Origin of the sequence: Rickettsia slovaca 13-B (genome assembly GCF_000237845.1) — a bacterium.
Lineage (GTDB): Bacteria > Pseudomonadota > Alphaproteobacteria > Rickettsiales > Rickettsiaceae > Rickettsia > Rickettsia rickettsii.
This window is the reverse complement of record NC_016639.1, coordinates 331,159-346,161: the sequence shown is the minus strand read 5'-3', so window position 1 is coordinate 346,161 and position 15,003 is coordinate 331,159. Positions and strand designations below refer to the sequence as shown.

The window sequence follows — 15,003 nt, the reverse complement described above, 5'->3', positions numbered from 1 at the left end:
AATATTCTGTAACATAATATAACTTGTATAATTTGGCATTAAATATTAATATTTAAATATATTTTTACAATGCCTAAAATGCAGCAAAGTACATTATTAAAACCGGTTAGTTGTTACGGAATCGGGGTCCACTCAGGAAAACGTACCCAGTTAACTATAGAACCCGCTAAAGAAAATACCGGAATTATATTCATTAGAACCGATATATCTTCTGAAAATAATTATATTGAAGCTAGCTATTTCAATGTTTCCGATACCTTGTTATCTACCACTATCAGTAATGATCATAAAGTTCAAATTTCAACAATTGAACATTTAATGGCAGCACTTTGGGGATGCAGCATTGATAATGCAATTATTAAAATTGACGGTCCTGAAGTACCAATTATGGACGGCAGTAGTAAACCTTTTGTGTTTATGATTGAGTGTGCAGGAAAAAAATTACAAAATGCTCCTAAAAAATATCTAAAAATTTTAAAAAATATAAAAGTAGTTCATAAAGATTGTGAATTATATTGTACTCCTTCCGATCACATGACTGTAGATTTAACCATTGATTTTAGTAGTAAAGCTATAGGCAGACAAAATCTAAGTTTTAGGGATCAAGAATCTTTTACTAAAAATATTGCGGATGCTAGAACTTTTGGCTTTATAAGAGATGTTGATTATTTGAAAAGCAAAGGGCTTGCCCAAGGTGCCTCATTTGAGAATGCTATAGGAATAGATGAGCAGGATAAAATCTTAAACCCAAACGGCTTACGTTATGAAGATGAATTTGTTCGCCATAAACTATTAGATTTATTCGGTGATTTATATACCAACGGCACTAGCATTGTAAGTGCAATTAAAGGCTACAAAACTAGCCATGCTCTTAATAATGAACTATTGCATAGAATATTTAGCGATACTACCTCTTACAAATTTGTAACTAGCAGTGAGTTATAATAATCATTTCATATTGTTAAATTTCGCTTTCTTTTTTGCATCCTTTTTAAATTTTCACTTTTTGTCCTTTTTATTTCAGCATTATTAACTTTATCTTTATCCATAGCTTTAGTTAAAGGATTATATCCTTCGGCTTTACTAGGATTTTCATAAAATGGATTCATTACATTTTTAATATCTTTAACATAGCTCTCTTTGCTATTATCCATTGTTATTTTATTTTCTCTAAAAAATTCTTCTAAACCGTTTCTTTTTATTTCAGAATTAAAACTGCCTATTATTTCTCGAAATTTTTGTATTTTTTGGTCTTTATTCATACTCCAATAATTCTTATCCGTTATTAATTTTTTTAAAGCTAATGTTTGCAATACTTGATTCTGAGTATAATTCTCTAATTGTTCTAAATTTTTATATATAGGAGTATCTTGTTTTTTATATTCTTCATTTATATTTAATTTAAATATTACTTTTATTTCTATTTTTTCCTTTTCAGTAAGACCGTCGATAATTAATGATGCGGTCGTAACTACACCGTAACCCGTAGCTTTTAATATATCAAGCACATTACCGCTCGCACCTTTAATAATAGAAGCGGCCAAATTTGCGGCTCCACCTAAATTATTGCCAAATATTCGTCCTGTACTTTTCAATTTATTTACATTTAACTCATACTTATCTTGAGTAGTATCCTTACCTGCCGTTTGCGGCGTATATAATTCATTTTTCAAAATATCTTTTAAGCTCGGTTCTAATGATAATATATAATCTTGCTGACTTTTAGCATTTCTGTTATGTACTAATAAATTATTCTCTTTATGAAGTTTACGCAAATCATGCACTTTCAAAGTCTCATTTACAGCTTGAATTCCTACGCTAACTCCTGAAACAACAGCTACAGCTATAATTATCGGTGATATAGGAGTAAAAAGTCCAGAAACTGTAATTGCTATAGAAGCTATGGAAACTGCATAACTTAAACTATTGCTAAATAATATTTTACCGATTTTACTTTGTCTAAAACTAGTCCAATAAGATTTTAACTTATTAAATATTTTTCTAACCCTTGATTTTTTTGACATTTATTTTTCTCTCCAAAGAACAAATATTTTTATAAATTTTTCTTTTATTTATTTAATTAACTTCTCTTACAACTTAAATTATAGTATAAATTCTAATAAAAAAAACAAAATAAATGTCTGGAAAAGAATTAAATAAAATTGTTGCAGCCATCTTATTTGCTAGTTTAATTGCTATGATGGTTGGATTTGTTGCAAATATATTATACAAGCCCACTCTAGAGTTACAACATCGCGGCTACAGCGTTGCGGTTCAAGAATCATCAGAAAATCAAAATACTACCGCACTAGAGCAAGCACCGGTAAATATACCGGAATTAATGAAGACTGCTAACGCCAATAACGGTCGTGAAATAGCCAAGAAATGTTTAATGTGTCATTCTCTTGATAAAGACGGTCCAAATAAACTAGGACCGCATCTTTGGGATGTAGCAGGCAGACCAAAAGCAAGCATAGCAGACTATAAATATTCCCCTGCTCTATCAAAACTTGGCGGCGTATGGGATGATGATAGTTTATTTGCTTTCTTACATCAACCAAGTAGCTATGCACCAGGAACTAAAATGTCCTTTGCCGGTATCTCAAAACCACAAGACATAGCTGACGTAATATTATTTTTAAAAACTTATGTTCATGATAAATAATTATCTCACCGAAATATGGTTAATAATAGGTATAATTTGCATAGTTGTTGAATTCTTTACAGTTCCAAGTATTGGATTCTTATTCTTTGGGCTTGGAGCGTTATCAAACACTCTTGTGGTATATAACTACCCTCTAGTTAGCTTAACAAATCAAATAACATTTTTTGGTATATTATCACTTATTTGGTTTTGCATATCATATTATCCTCTTAAAAAATATGTTTATAATAAAACTGATAAAACAAAAAATTACTCGGATATGATAGGCAAAACGGTAGAGGTTTATAGTGCTACAGTTTCTTCTGATACTATAGGACAAGTAAGATGGTCCGGTGCTATTATGAATGCTTACCTTGTTCCAAATGAAATCGATGCAAAAACAGGCGACCGACTTTTTATTATCGAAGTTAAAGGGAATGTACTAATTTGTTCTAGAGAAAAACCTAATAATAATTCTTAGCAAAATATTTCTAAATGACATTGCCCGCGTAAATACAAGTCCTCATTGCAAGTAGGTATTGTTGCGTGGATCATTTTATGTCATTCCCACGGAAGCGGGAATGACACTAAATGCATTTTCCAGTCCAACGCGGGCAGCCTCTCTAAATATTCTCTTTAAACCAATCAAAAGCTTTTTTAAAGAAGCTAATATTTGCATCAAGTCTAATATGAGCAAATTCTTTTTGCTGTTTTAGAGCATGAATTTTTAGCATTCCTATAGTTGCTGAATACATAGCCGGATTATAGTCTTCTATAAAACCGGCAATAATCTCCGGTTTACCGATTCTACTCTGTTTTTCAAAAATTTTATTTGAAAGCTCTTTAAGTCCTCTAAGCTGAGACCCGCCGCCGGTAATTACAACTCTAAAAACTTCAACCTGCCCTTTTGTTGCTTTATCATATTCGGCTTTTACCATTGATAATATTTCTTCGGCTCTTGCTCTTATTACCTCAGCCAATTTATAAATTGTTACGGAAGTATTTAAAGTATGATGAGTATCAACCTGAAAATCCTCCATATTTATAATACTATCTTTCTCAAATAAAGGTATCATTGCATTACCGTATAAAATTTTTAATTTCTCTGCCGTAACAAGATCAATACCAAAGACTTTAGCAATATCCGAGCTAATATGAAAACTACCTATATTTACATGCCCCGTATATATTAATTTACCGGCAAAAAAAATGCCGAAAGAGGTAGTTTTATCCCCCATGTCGATGATAAGCGAACCTAGATTTTTTTCATCATTCGTAAGACAGCTAATAGCAGAAGCATAAATTGCTAGAGTAATATTTGTGACTTCAACATGACATTTAGCGAAGCATTGTACAATATTTGATAACATATTTGAACTAGCAGCAATAATATGTAATTCACAACTAAGTTCTCTACCGTACATACCTATAGGATTCTCGACTGAATTATTATCAAGGGTAAATTCAAGAGGAAAATAATGAATAATTTCTTGGTTTTTAACTTTAAATTCAAGTAATGCTTTTTGTAGTAACTTTTTAATATCCTGCTGCGTTACGGTTTGCCCGTTAACTTTAATGGTATAATTAATATAATAAGATTTAGTGTCGGCACCTGATAACGATAATATAACTTTTTTTATATTTTTACCGCAATCTTTTTCAAGTGCGTAAATTGCTGAAACAATGCTAGTTTCAGCATTTTTTAAATCTGATATAACTCCTGATTTAATACCTTTAGAATGATGCAAATTTTGGCTAGCTACTTTAATTTCACCTTTTTTACTAATATAGGCAGCAATTACGGCAATCTTACTACTACCGAAATCAAGTGTAACAAAATTTGATATTTTCTCTTTCATTTTTTTATGCTTGTTATTCCAAAAACGTCATTGCGCGAAGAATTACAAAGTAATGAGACGAAGCAAACTCAGGATGCTTGACAAGAGTACCACGTCGAAACTACGTTTCTCTTCGCAATGACGATTCTCAGTACTTCTCTATATAATACTTATTCTTATCCCTTAAATCCAAAACCTTATAATTTTGGTTAAATAGCTTATTAGCTTTATTTAGTGCATCGACATATTTTAATGCTTCTTCAAACTCTTTTTCAGGTAACTTAATACTTATATTACCTTTAAGATTTAAATCCCACCTTCTATCTCCGAGTCTTACAGCAGCTGAAGTTTTATTCATTAATGCCGGATATTTCTGCAGCTCTAATACTAATGTACCTGCATAGATATTCGCCCCTTCCCCTACAACATGTAATAAATGAGGAAAAGGTTGAATATTTTTACTAATTTCGTAACCTTCTTCATCGACTAAGAAAAGCTGATTATTAATTTGCCAAATAGCAATAGGTTCTCTTTCAAATAATTTTATATATACCGTATTTGGTAATCTTCTACTGACATATACTTCCTTGATCCATTTATTTTTCTTTAAATTATTTCTAATTTCGTCTAATTTAAGAGCAAAAATAGGACTGCCCTTATTCGCATTTAAAACCTTTAATATTGTAGGCTCATCGACATTTTGCTGTCCTTCAATGATAACATTCTCAAGTTTAAACCCAAGTTTTGTTGTTGTTTGGTATATATTTGTTGTTAAGTAGGTTTTTATGCCGGCAAAATATTTTGTAAAAACAAATAGACATACAAAGATAATTAAAGCAATCTTAAGCCCTAATATTGCTTTTTTGTAAATTAGTCCTAATTTTCGGCGTAATGAGATATTATTAGTTTTTTTTGTTTGTTTTTTTTTATTGGAGCTTGTTTTTTTTCTCATGATTCAAAGCTTGCCGTCTTTATAATTTCTTCAATTAAGTTAGTAAAATTTATCCCTGCATAAGCTGCAATTTCCGGCACTATTGATAAAGGCATCATACCTGGGTGAGTATTTATCTCCAAAGCATATAACTTGTTTGTCTGCTCTTCTAAAATAAACTCTGCTCTAGCAGGACCTTTACAATTCATTGTTTTATAAATTTTTTCTGATTCTATAAGTAATTTCTCATATAAATTAGCAGGTAGCGGAGCAGGACAAAGATGATCAGCAAATCCTTCGGTATATTTAGTTTCATAATCATAGAAACGATTCTTTAGTAATTTAATCTCTAAAGCTCCAAGAGCTTTGCCGTTTAATACCACTACTTGCAATTCTCGCCCTTTTATATATTGTTCTATTATTACCTGATCACCGTAAGGAAAATCATAATCGGCAAAGTTAAAATCGTCTTCTGCAAATATCACCTCAACACCAATACTTGAACCTTGCGTAAGAGGCTTAATAACGTACGGTCGTTTCATAGGATCATTTTTTATATTATCGCTTTTATTTACAACAATGCTTTCTGCCATATTAATATTATTCGTTAAAAACCAGATCCTAGAATGTATTTTATCGAATGCTAAAGCTGAAGATAACACGCCGCTATGAGTATAAGGAATCCGCATTATATTAAGTAATCCTGGTAAACAACCGTCTTCACCATATGTACCGTGCAGGCAATTAAAAACGATATCAGGTTTTATTTCTTGTAATCTAACTGCAATATCCGCTCCCATATCAATAAAGGTAACTCTATATCCTAATTCAATTAAAGCTTTACTAACTCCTTCGCTTGACACTAACGATACTTCACGCTCAGCAGACATACCACCTGCCATTAATGCTATATGCTTTTTACCGGTACTACTTAATATTTTGACTATAGAGTGTTCTACCCAATGTGTTTGATATTTATGCACGTTTTTTCCTTTCTTATTAAATCCATTGTAATTCCTAACTAAAAGCGGCCTTGTTGCATAGCTCGAAAAACCTACTCGATGTCATCCCCGCGTAGGCGGGGATCCAGAAAAATAACTTCAATATTGATATAGAAGTTACATATTATAAAATAAACATATAAAAAACTTGTTTTTTATATGTTTTACTGGATTCCCGCCTTCGCGGGAATGACATAAAACTAGCTGCAACAACGCCATTTTTAATTAGGGATGACGTCCGATTCTCTTAATCTCCCACTCTAACTTAACCCCGCTATCTTCACATACTTTCTGCCGGACGAAATCACCTAAATCTTCTAAATCCTTAGCGGTAGCATCACCATTATTTATCATAAAATTACAATGAAGTTCTGACATCGAAGCACCGCCTATTCTATAGCCTCTAAGCCCCGCTTTGTCAATAAGTTCCCAAGATTTACGCCCTTCAGGATTTGCAAAAGTACTACCGCCCGTACGCTCTTTAATAGGCTGTGTAGATGATCTTGCGTTATTTATTTCATTCATCCGTAATAATATATTTTCACTATCGCCTTTATTTATTTTAAAAACAGCTTTGAGAATAATTAAATTCTTTGGTAAATTATTACTGCGATATTTAAAACCGATTTCTTCATTTGTGAATGTTAAAAAGTTTCCTGCAAAGTCAATCGCTTCAATCTGCACTACAATATCTTTAAATTCAGAGCCGTAAGCACCGGCATTCATAGCAACACCGCCGCCGATAGTCCCTGGAATACCTACTAAAAACTCAAAACCGGAAATAGCATTTGCTTGACAAAATTTTGCTAAATTATAATTAAGGCAGCTGCTACCTACTATTAAATGATTATCTATAAACTCAATATTGCTAAAATTCTGACCAAGTTTTATAACGACCCCTTCTATGCCGCCGTCTCTTATAATAATATTTGAGCCTACTCCAAAAGTCTTTATAGGTAATTTTTGCTTATTTTGTATTAAGAAACTTTTTAAATCTTCGCTATCTAAAGGTTTAAAGAAAATTTCAGCATTACCGCCTACTTTAAACCATGTTAAGTGTTTTAAATTATAATCTTTTTTATACTCGCCTTTTACTATCGGTAAAATTAACATATTTAGTCCTGCTATTCGCTTTACTGTTATCTTCACTCTTTTGTCCCCTAGTTCGCTTGACCCTATGTTATACGAACAGATGTCATTCCCGCGAAAGCGGGAATCCAGAAAAAAATGATAAAAATAAAGAAAATTATATACTAAATTTTTATATAATTTATTTAAAAAACTGGATTCCCGCTTTCGCGGGAATGACATAAGAGCTATGCAACAATACCAGTCAAACCACGGGATGACAGCTAAAGCCACGGGATGACAATCTCCCATCTAATTCATTAGCAAAACTTGAAATATTACCTGCTCCCATCATAATTATCATATCACCAGAAGCTGCATTATCTATAATAACTCCAACCGCATCATCTAGCTCTGCTAGAAAATTTGCTTTATCGTGATGTTTACGCTTAGTAATCTTATCAACTAAACTTCGTCCTGTAATTCCTTCTATAGGGTTTTCACCTGCAGCATATATATCAGTAATATAGAGTATATCGGCATCAGCAAAGCAAAGCATAAAATCATCAAATAAATACTGCATTCTTGAATATCTGTGAGGCTGAAAAATAGCAATAACTTTACCGTTTTGTTTATTTGCTATATTTTTAGCCGTCGCAAGCGTTGCTTTGATTTCCTCAGGGTGATGAGCATAATCATCGATAATTGAAGCGTTATTATATTCAGCTACTTTAGTAAATCTCCTCTTCACTCCTTTAAAATTATTAAAACCGTTTTTAATAGCTTTAATACCGAAATCTAATTCTATCCCAACGGCAATTGCAGCAAGACTATTTAAAATATTATGTCTTCCGGGCGTTGGAATAGTAATTTTTTCAATAATCGTTGTACCTAGTACATTTGGTAGACTAATTTTTACGTCAAAAGTAGAGGAGGCAATATCAGTGTTAATATTAAACGCTATAATATGAGCATCTTCCGAATCGATGCCATAAGTAACAATCTTCCTTTCAGTAATATCGTCTACTAACTTACGAACTATTTTATGATCGATACAACAAACGGCAAAACCGTAAAACGGCAAATTAGTAATAAAGCTTCTAAAAGCACCAATTAATGTTTCAAAATCTCTATAATAATCTAAATGTTCAGGATCAATGTTAGTTATTATCGCAATAGTTGATGGAATATGAATAAACGTTGCATCCGATTCATCGGCCTCCGCAATTAAATAATTACTTGAACCAAGATATGCATTAGTCGATTTATTATTGATGATCCCACCGTTAATAACCGTAGGACATAAACCAGCTGCCTCAAATAAACAAGCAACTAAAGAAGTAGTAGTGGTTTTACCGTGCGATCCCGAAACTGCTACTGAACATTTTAATCTCATAAGTTCAGCAAGCATGTCCGCACGTCTAATAATTGGAATTTTACGCTCCAAAGCTTCTTTTATTTCAGGATTCTTTGGATTAATTGCCGATGAAATAACAACATACGACACATTGGTAATGTTCTGCTCGGCGTGTCCTAAAAATATTTTAATGCCGTATGACTCAAGCCTTTTAGTATTATAATTTTCTACTAAATCGGAACCTTGTACTTTATAACCTAGATTATATAATATCTCGGCAATACCGCTCATGCCAACGCCGCCGATACCTATAAAATGTATAGTTTCTAAGGTTTGATTAGTTTTTTTTAATTCAAGTAACAGCATTTAAGTTTAATCATTTAAAATTGAGTTCTGCATATAGGTTTTAAGTAACATTGTCAAGCACTAACTGTGTCATACCGCGACTTGATCGCGGTATCCAGTTTAAAATATTAAAATCATTGATATTAAAAGTTATTTTTATGGATACCGTGGTCAAATCACGGCATGACATCGGAGTCTTTTTCAAGAGCCATGCAACAAAACCGGTTCAGTATGACAATCATTAAACCTCATCCACCCTATCAAATTTTGCTTCGGAATAGAAGTTTCCTTGTAGCCCACCGACTTTTAGATCAATTAAAAATTTAGCTATTTCTCCGTTTTCTACGAATTCAGCTACCGTTTCAATACCTAAATCTTCTGAAATTTTAATTAATCTTTCTACGAAATACCTACTTTGTACATCACTTGTAATACTACGCACATATTTACCGTCAATTTTGATAATATCAATTGGTAAGCTTTGAAGTTGTTTAAAAGAAGTAAAACCCGCACCAAAATCGTCTAATGCAAATTTACATCCGTACTTACGTAGTTTATTAATAAATAAAGTTATTTTATCGTAATGCTGATTGAAAGAAGTTTCCGTAATTTCAATAATTAAACGATCCCGAACATTATGAGCTTTTAATAAGTTTTCTGCTATTTCCCATAAAGCTTCATCGCCTGTTCCTATATTTGAAATATTAACGGCTAACATTAAGTTTGGGTTGCGGGCCAGTTCATTAACAGTCATTTCTAAAACAATTTGATCAATTATAAAAATTAATCCTTTATTTTCAGCAATAGGGATTATAGGACCTACGGAAATATAAACACCGTTCTCGTCAGGTATACGAAGCAGACATTCATAATAATGAATCTTCATAGTATTACGATCTATTATAGGCTGATAAGCAAATCGCATAGTCTTTTTTGCTAAGGCTTGTCGTAGTAAGTTAAGCTGAAGATTAGATTTTCTTATATTTTCCAAATCATGTTCTGTACTGCTATATTCACGGTAATAATAATTATTATTTTGTGAAAGTAACATATTTAATGTTTTTTCAATTTCTTTAGCATTATTACTTACTTTTTTTGGAAATTTAATACTAGCAATATAACAATTCATATAAATTGCCGGCTTCTGTTCATTAATATAAAGCTGCAAAAATAAATATAATTTTCTAGCAAAATTTTTAATTAAGTCAGAATCATTAGTATTTAGGATAAATAATATTCTATCTTTCTTTATTTTCTTAAACTTTGAAAAAATATTAAGTTCTTTGCTTACATCTTCAATGATTTGATCTAAATCTTCAATTATAAAATGCTTACCCTGCTCTATAAATTCTATTTCATCATAATTAACTAATCTACAAGCAAAACATACGCCTTTTTCCAATTTATCTATCGCATCTTGTAAATCTTTATAATTCGTTCTTAATTCCGACATTGCCATGTGTATCATAAAATTATATACTTAAGAATATTAGGACATTTTTACTGTAAATGAAATAAAAATATGAACCGCATAGAAAGGATACAAGAAAAATTAAGTGTGTTAAAACCACATTTTCAAGAAATAATAGATGAAAGCTATAAACATGCTAGTCATTATAACGGAATTCACAGCCATATAAAAATAAGAATTTCTGCAGAAACATTACAGGGGAAAAGCCTAATTGCCAATCATCGCACTATTAATAACTTACTTGCCGATGAATTTAATAGCGGCTTGCATGCTTTATCGATAGAGGTACTATGAAAACAAATAATATTTTAAAAGTAGCCGTTGGAGCTAGCAGCGTAGCACAAAAAGCTTTAAATAGTATAACGGATAAAAGCTGTGGCATAATTGAGGATAAAATACTTAAAGGTAATTACGTCACTCGCGAAGAATTTGAAAAATTACAAACTTTAGTAATAAAACTCAAGAAAGAATTAGCAGAGTTAAAGAGCAAATAATTAATCAACTAGTTTCAGAATTTTCTATTTTTGCTTTTAACTCTTCTATTTCTTCTATAGTTAGCCCTGTTGAATCTGCTATTATATTGACATCTATATCTTTAAGTCACAAGTTCTTTGCTATTTCTATGCTTCTTTCTTTCCCTTTTGCACACTGTTCTTCCTAAAGCTATTTCCTCGGCATCTTCCATTAATTTCGCTCTTATATAGGCATCATATTCTTCGGCGGTGAGGTTATGCATTTCTATTATATTGTATGCATCTAATACCTTCTCGCTCTTTATATTTGCAGAAGTTGCTGTACGTAAGCTCGATTATATACCAGCTACCGGCTTCATCTTTAACCTTTAAATCAAATATGCTTTTTGTTCCCTTTATCGAGCATAGGTACTTGCTCTACAGGTATAAATTCTATTGCTTTAATTCTAAGCCCCTCAGGTAGTTCAAGAACTGCATTGATAAATTCCTTGAACCTCTCTAAATCACGAAAGATTTTTTTAAATACACTATCAATTAGTGGGATCTAAATATCTTTGCATATTAATTATTACTTTTGGTATTACTCATATTATATAGCTTTTTAAGTAATCAGTAAATAATACTACTATGAATATGTACTTTTAATAGAATAATTATTGCTATTTTTTAACAAAAATTACGTACTTTGATCCGTTCTAATGGATACGATTGCTGACATGCCGGGAACTAGATTAGCATTTGGGGATTCAAAATCTATTAAAACAGGTACACGTTGTACGCTTTTAGTAAAATTACCGGTAGCATGATCTGGCGGGATTAAGCTAAATTTAGAGCCGGTCGCAGGAGCAATATTACGAATCTTCCCGTAAATTACCTTTTTAGGCAAAGCATCAAATTCAATTTTGACTTTCATGCCGGACTTAAATTTCTGAATTTGTGTTTCTTTAAAATTAGCCTGAATATACATAGTATTATCTTGAACTATAGAAAACAACGCCCTACCCGGTACTATGTAATTTCCGACTTCTAAACTACTATTACCGAATATACCGGGTACCATAGCAATAAGTTTAGTATTTTGTAAGCTCCTTAAGGTTACTTTTTTATTTTCTGTTAGCTCTTTAAGTTTTTCCTGTTCTGCTGCTTTTTCAAGCTCAAGAAGCTGTAAATGTTGCTTAGATATATCTAAATCTAACTGTGCTTGTTTATAATCCGTTTTGGCTTTTTGATATGCGTTTTTAGAATCATCTAACGTTTTAGAGCTAGCAAATTTTGCCTTATTTAACTCCTGCACTCTCATAAAATCTGTTGCAACAATATCAAAGCTTATTTTATTAAACTTTAATTTTTCAGCTGCTTGCTCTAGGCTAATCTGCCCTATTGAGATTTTTTGCTCTATAATTTCTATATTTTTTATGCAAGCTTCAATAGATGCTTCAAGTGCTGCAAGCTTTGCCTTATAATCTCTATCGTCAATTTCACCTATCAGATCGCCTTTATTAACTTTAGTATTATCGGTAACAAATAACTTTGTTAAAACACCGCTAACTTCAGCACTAACATTTGAAATATCTGCATCTATGTAAGCATTATCCGTAGATTGTGTATTTGCCCAAACATAAATTCTATATCCCAAATAAATAAATATGATTAAGGCTATAATAATTACATATTTAGTAAATGGATGATGTTTATATTTGTCGATAGCTTGTTGTAATACACTCGGCATAATTAACTTTACCAATACCCTCTATGTTTAAAAAAATAACAAATTGGTATAGCAAGAATATATATAACTGCAATTAACGGCAGTGAATACCATGGATATATGATAAGATTTATAATAACAATAGCAACTAAAATCATTGCAAGCGATAAATATTCAGGTTTAATACTCAAATTTTTTGTTGAGATTGTAGGAAGCCTACTAGCAAGTAGAAAAGCTATAATAGCCAAATATATATTAATTGTTATAGTATGAGTACGGGTATTGATATTTAATAACGTACCGATTTCAAAATCTATCATTACAGGCATTAAAGCAAGTAAAGCACCGCATGGGGCAGGTACACCGGTAAAAAAATAGTCAGTTTTATCTTGTTTCGGTTGATAAATACCAACGTTAAAGCGAGCTAAACGTAGTGCCATACACACTATAAATAATAACATTACCGCTGATGAAAATACCTTATACTCATATTGTTGAAAAGACCATAAATATATCAGATAGGCAGGAGCTATACCGAAATTAGCAAAATCGCATAATGAATCAAGCTCTGCACCAAATGGACTAACTGCATTTAGCATCCTTGCTATTCTACCGTCGATACCGTCAATAATTGCCGCTACTATAATGCAATATACCGCAAGTTCCCATCTGCTATCCAAAGCAAATTTTATAGAACTCATACCGGTTACTAAACCAAGCAACGTAATAAAGTTGGGAATTAATTTTATTAGAGGTACAGGCTTAGTTATTATAGATTTACGAATTTTTAACAATTTTTATACTCAAAATGTATTTATCACGTCATTGCAAGGAAAAAACAGTGTGGTTGCATGGCTGTCAATGTCTCATTCCTGCAAAAGCAGGAATCCAGAAAAAAATAATCTTAATTGGTACAAAATTATATATTTGATAAAATAAACAGATAAAAAACTTGTTTTTTATACGTTTCACTGGATTCCCTCCCGCCTACACGGGAATGACATAAACAAACCATGCCTACAGCTGCTCGCAATGACGGTTTTAAAGTTATGAGGCTACTTCCTCTCAAACTTAAATTCTGTTGTCTTTTTACGTCCAAAATCAGCAATGATAGTTTCACCGCCTATAGCAGTCTGCCCTTTACTCACTAATAAAGCTGTTTTCAACGGTAGATAAACATCTACTCTGCTACCGAAACGAATTATACCGTATCGCTCGCCCTTTTTAACTTCATTACCCTCTTCTAAATCACAAACTATACGCCTTGCTATAAGTCCGGCTATTTGAACAAAAACAATTTTCTGACCTTGAGCAGTTTCCATTAATACTGATTGACGCTCATTATAAATACTAGCTTTATCGAGTGAAGCATTAAAAAATTTTCCTGGATTATAATGAAGTGCTAAAATTTTTCCGTTTGCCGGGATTCTATTAACATGGACATTAAAAATATTTAGAAAAATACTAACTCTAATCATTTCCACATCACCAAGTCCTAATTCCGGAGGCGGCAATGCTTCCTTAATTTCTTGAATTATTCCATCTGCAGGACTTATTACCAGATCATCACTTATAGGCACAAAGCGATCAGGATTACGGAAAAAATAAATACACCAAGCAGTAGCAATACATCCAATACAGCCAAGTTTTTCATTAAATGATGCTAATAAAAAACTTACTAATGCAAAGCTAGCAATAAATATATATCCTTCGCGGTGAATCATTTTAAATAAATCATTATATTGTTTCATTTTAATCTCTATGAATCTCCTTATTATTTTTAACTATGCCTGCTCTGCTTTATCCTCTTGGTTCTCACTCTCGTTTTCATCTTCGTCTTGAGGGGTAGCTTGGACTTCTTGCGCAGAACCAAGAGCATATACGCATAAATCCGGGAGTGGAACACCGTTTTTTTTGGCAAGATCATTTAGCTGTGATATTGCTTTCATAACATCATCAGGAATAGTACCGCCTCTTTCGTCAGATAACCATTTTGCTTGAAATTGTAGCGGATGATGCCCTTCTTGAGGCGTACCTATATAAAACTTAAACTTGGCTCTTTGTCCACTAAAATCACAGTCAAATTCAAACTCTTTATAATGTGCCATAACTTTATGAATTAATAATTATATTAATATTATTATAACAATAAAAATGCAAATCTAAA

General features: G+C 32.0%; 17 protein-coding genes and 1 pseudogene. 5 read left to right on the top strand and 13 right to left on the bottom strand.

What is annotated here, in order from left to right:
- Window positions 1-78: 78 nt before the first annotated feature.
- Window positions 79-945 carry a UDP-3-O-acyl-N-acetylglucosamine deacetylase gene (gene lpxC / locus RSL_RS01780; RefSeq protein WP_014419744.1) on the top strand — a complete coding sequence of 289 codons (867 nt, stop codon included), beginning with the start codon at window positions 79-81 and terminating at the stop codon, window positions 943-945.
- Window positions 946-953: 8 nt separating this feature from the next.
- Here lpxC and RSL_RS01775 read toward each other — a convergent pair whose 3' ends face one another.
- On the bottom strand, window positions 954-2,024 hold the full coding sequence (locus RSL_RS01775) for a hypothetical protein (RefSeq protein ID WP_014273298.1): 1,071 nt from the start codon (window positions 2,022-2,024) through the stop codon (window positions 954-956).
- A gap of 113 nt (window positions 2,025-2,137) precedes the next feature.
- Between RSL_RS01775 and RSL_RS01770 the strand changes: the two genes are divergently transcribed.
- The gene (locus RSL_RS01770) at window positions 2,138-2,665 is read left to right on the top strand and encodes a c-type cytochrome (RefSeq protein ID WP_014273297.1); all 528 of its coding nucleotides are present in this window, start codon (window positions 2,138-2,140) and stop codon (window positions 2,663-2,665) included.
- On the top strand, window positions 2,649-3,125 hold the full coding sequence (locus RSL_RS01765; protein WP_014419743.1) for an NfeD family protein: 477 nt from the start codon (window positions 2,649-2,651) through the stop codon (window positions 3,123-3,125). The genes RSL_RS01770 and RSL_RS01765 overlap by 17 nt, the downstream gene beginning before the upstream one ends.
- Before the next feature lie 142 nt (window positions 3,126-3,267).
- On the opposite strand, the gene ftsA is transcribed toward RSL_RS01765, so the two are convergent.
- The 6 genes from ftsA to RSL_RS01735 form a co-directional block, all read right to left on the bottom strand.
- Complete coding sequence (ftsA, locus tag RSL_RS01760; protein WP_014273295.1) at window positions 3,268-4,503, bottom strand: cell division protein FtsA; 1,236 nt, start codon at window positions 4,501-4,503, stop codon at window positions 3,268-3,270.
- A gap of 127 nt (window positions 4,504-4,630) precedes the next feature.
- Window positions 4,631-5,434 carry a cell division protein FtsQ/DivIB gene (locus tag RSL_RS01755; RefSeq protein ID WP_014273294.1) on the bottom strand — a complete coding sequence of 268 codons (804 nt, stop codon included), beginning with the start codon at window positions 5,432-5,434 and terminating at the stop codon, window positions 4,631-4,633.
- Window positions 5,431-6,396 (bottom strand): D-alanine--D-alanine ligase, encoded by a 966-nt coding sequence (locus tag RSL_RS01750; RefSeq protein ID WP_014273293.1) that lies wholly within the window; start codon window positions 6,394-6,396, stop codon window positions 5,431-5,433. Before RSL_RS01750 ends, RSL_RS01755 begins: the two co-directional genes overlap by 4 nt.
- A gap of 243 nt (window positions 6,397-6,639) precedes the next feature.
- Window positions 6,640-7,527: a UDP-N-acetylmuramate dehydrogenase gene (murB, locus tag RSL_RS01745; RefSeq protein ID WP_014273292.1), complete on the bottom strand. Its 888-nt coding sequence runs from the start codon at window positions 7,525-7,527 to the stop codon at window positions 6,640-6,642.
- A 220-nt stretch (window positions 7,528-7,747) separates the two neighbouring features.
- Window positions 7,748-9,205, bottom strand: a complete 1,458-nt coding sequence (gene murC / locus RSL_RS01740; protein WP_014273291.1) for a UDP-N-acetylmuramate--L-alanine ligase — start codon at window positions 9,203-9,205, stop codon at window positions 7,748-7,750.
- A 220-nt stretch (window positions 9,206-9,425) separates the two neighbouring features.
- Window positions 9,426-10,652, bottom strand: a complete 1,227-nt coding sequence (locus RSL_RS01735) for an EAL domain-containing protein (RefSeq protein ID WP_014419742.1) — start codon at window positions 10,650-10,652, stop codon at window positions 9,426-9,428.
- A gap of 54 nt (window positions 10,653-10,706) precedes the next feature.
- Here RSL_RS01735 and RSL_RS01730 point away from each other — a divergent pair, with 54 nt between their 5' ends.
- Together RSL_RS01730 and RSL_RS01725 are read left to right on the top strand one after the other, a co-directional pair.
- The gene (locus RSL_RS01730; protein ID WP_012736546.1) at window positions 10,707-10,949 is read left to right on the top strand and encodes a BolA family protein; all 243 of its coding nucleotides are present in this window, start codon (window positions 10,707-10,709) and stop codon (window positions 10,947-10,949) included.
- Window positions 10,946-11,149: a hypothetical protein gene (locus RSL_RS01725; protein ID WP_004996338.1), complete on the top strand. Its 204-nt coding sequence runs from the start codon at window positions 10,946-10,948 to the stop codon at window positions 11,147-11,149. Before RSL_RS01730 ends, RSL_RS01725 begins: the two co-directional genes overlap by 4 nt.
- 101 nt (window positions 11,150-11,250) lie before the next feature.
- On the opposite strand, the gene RSL_RS09245 is transcribed toward RSL_RS01725, so the two are convergent.
- The 6 genes and pseudogenes from RSL_RS09245 to RSL_RS01705 all read right to left on the bottom strand — a co-directional run bounded on the left by RSL_RS09245 (window position 11,251) and on the right by RSL_RS01705 (window position 14,944).
- Entirely contained in the window at window positions 11,251-11,391 is a 141-nt protein-coding gene (locus RSL_RS09245; protein WP_014273288.1) for a hypothetical protein, read from the bottom strand.
- 110 nt (window positions 11,392-11,501) lie between these two features.
- Window positions 11,502-11,688 (bottom strand): annotated as a pseudogene (locus tag RSL_RS10605) (hypothetical protein).
- Window positions 11,689-11,804: 116 nt separating this feature from the next.
- Window positions 11,805-12,857 carry an HlyD family secretion protein gene (locus RSL_RS01720; protein WP_014273287.1) on the bottom strand — a complete coding sequence of 351 codons (1,053 nt, stop codon included), beginning with the start codon at window positions 12,855-12,857 and terminating at the stop codon, window positions 11,805-11,807.
- An 8-nt stretch (window positions 12,858-12,865) separates the two neighbouring features.
- The gene (gene pssA / locus RSL_RS01715) at window positions 12,866-13,630 is read right to left on the bottom strand and encodes a CDP-diacylglycerol--serine O-phosphatidyltransferase (protein ID WP_014273286.1); all 765 of its coding nucleotides are present in this window, start codon (window positions 13,628-13,630) and stop codon (window positions 12,866-12,868) included.
- A 261-nt stretch (window positions 13,631-13,891) separates the two neighbouring features.
- Window positions 13,892-14,587: a phosphatidylserine decarboxylase gene (locus tag RSL_RS01710; RefSeq protein WP_014273283.1), complete on the bottom strand. Its 696-nt coding sequence runs from the start codon at window positions 14,585-14,587 to the stop codon at window positions 13,892-13,894.
- A 33-nt stretch (window positions 14,588-14,620) separates the two neighbouring features.
- Complete coding sequence (locus RSL_RS01705) at window positions 14,621-14,944, bottom strand: DUF2610 domain-containing protein (protein ID WP_010976982.1); 324 nt, start codon at window positions 14,942-14,944, stop codon at window positions 14,621-14,623.
- Window positions 14,945-15,003: the final 59 nt, after the last annotated feature.

What these genes read in the sequence shown, in the direction of transcription:
- RSL_RS01730 (WP_012736546.1), top strand. Translation starts at nt 10,707, where the DNA reads ATGAACCGCATAGAAAGGATACAAGAAAAATTAAGTGTGTTAAAACCA.
- murC (WP_014273291.1), bottom strand. Translation starts at nt 9,205, where the DNA reads ATGCTGTTACTTGAATTAAAAAAAACTAATCAAACCTTAGAAACTATA.
- murB (WP_014273292.1), bottom strand. Translation starts at nt 7,527, where the DNA reads ATGTTAATTTTACCGATAGTAAAAGGCGAGTATAAAAAAGATTATAAT.
- ftsA (WP_014273295.1), bottom strand. Translation starts at nt 4,503, where the DNA reads ATGAAAGAGAAAATATCAAATTTTGTTACACTTGATTTCGGTAGTAGT.
- RSL_RS01775 (WP_014273298.1), bottom strand. Translation starts at nt 2,024, where the DNA reads ATGTCAAAAAAATCAAGGGTTAGAAAAATATTTAATAAGTTAAAATCT.
- RSL_RS09245 (WP_014273288.1), bottom strand. Translation starts at nt 11,391, where the DNA reads ATGCATAACCTCACCGCCGAAGAATATGATGCCTATATAAGAGCGAAA.
- lpxC (WP_014419744.1), top strand. Translation starts at nt 79, where the DNA reads ATGCAGCAAAGTACATTATTAAAACCGGTTAGTTGTTACGGAATCGGG.
- RSL_RS01720 (WP_014273287.1), bottom strand. Translation starts at nt 12,857, where the DNA reads ATGCCGAGTGTATTACAACAAGCTATCGACAAATATAAACATCATCCA.
- RSL_RS01765 (WP_014419743.1), top strand. Translation starts at nt 2,649, where the DNA reads ATGTTCATGATAAATAATTATCTCACCGAAATATGGTTAATAATAGGT.
- RSL_RS01735 (WP_014419742.1), bottom strand. Translation starts at nt 10,652, where the DNA reads ATGATACACATGGCAATGTCGGAATTAAGAACGAATTATAAAGATTTA.
- RSL_RS01770 (WP_014273297.1), top strand. Translation starts at nt 2,138, where the DNA reads ATGTCTGGAAAAGAATTAAATAAAATTGTTGCAGCCATCTTATTTGCT.
- RSL_RS01705 (WP_010976982.1), bottom strand. Translation starts at nt 14,944, where the DNA reads ATGGCACATTATAAAGAGTTTGAATTTGACTGTGATTTTAGTGGACAA.
- RSL_RS01710 (WP_014273283.1), bottom strand. Translation starts at nt 14,587, where the DNA reads ATGAAACAATATAATGATTTATTTAAAATGATTCACCGCGAAGGATAT.
- RSL_RS01755 (WP_014273294.1), bottom strand. Translation starts at nt 5,434, where the DNA reads ATGAGAAAAAAAACAAGCTCCAATAAAAAAAAACAAACAAAAAAAACT.
- RSL_RS01725 (WP_004996338.1), top strand. Translation starts at nt 10,946, where the DNA reads ATGAAAACAAATAATATTTTAAAAGTAGCCGTTGGAGCTAGCAGCGTA.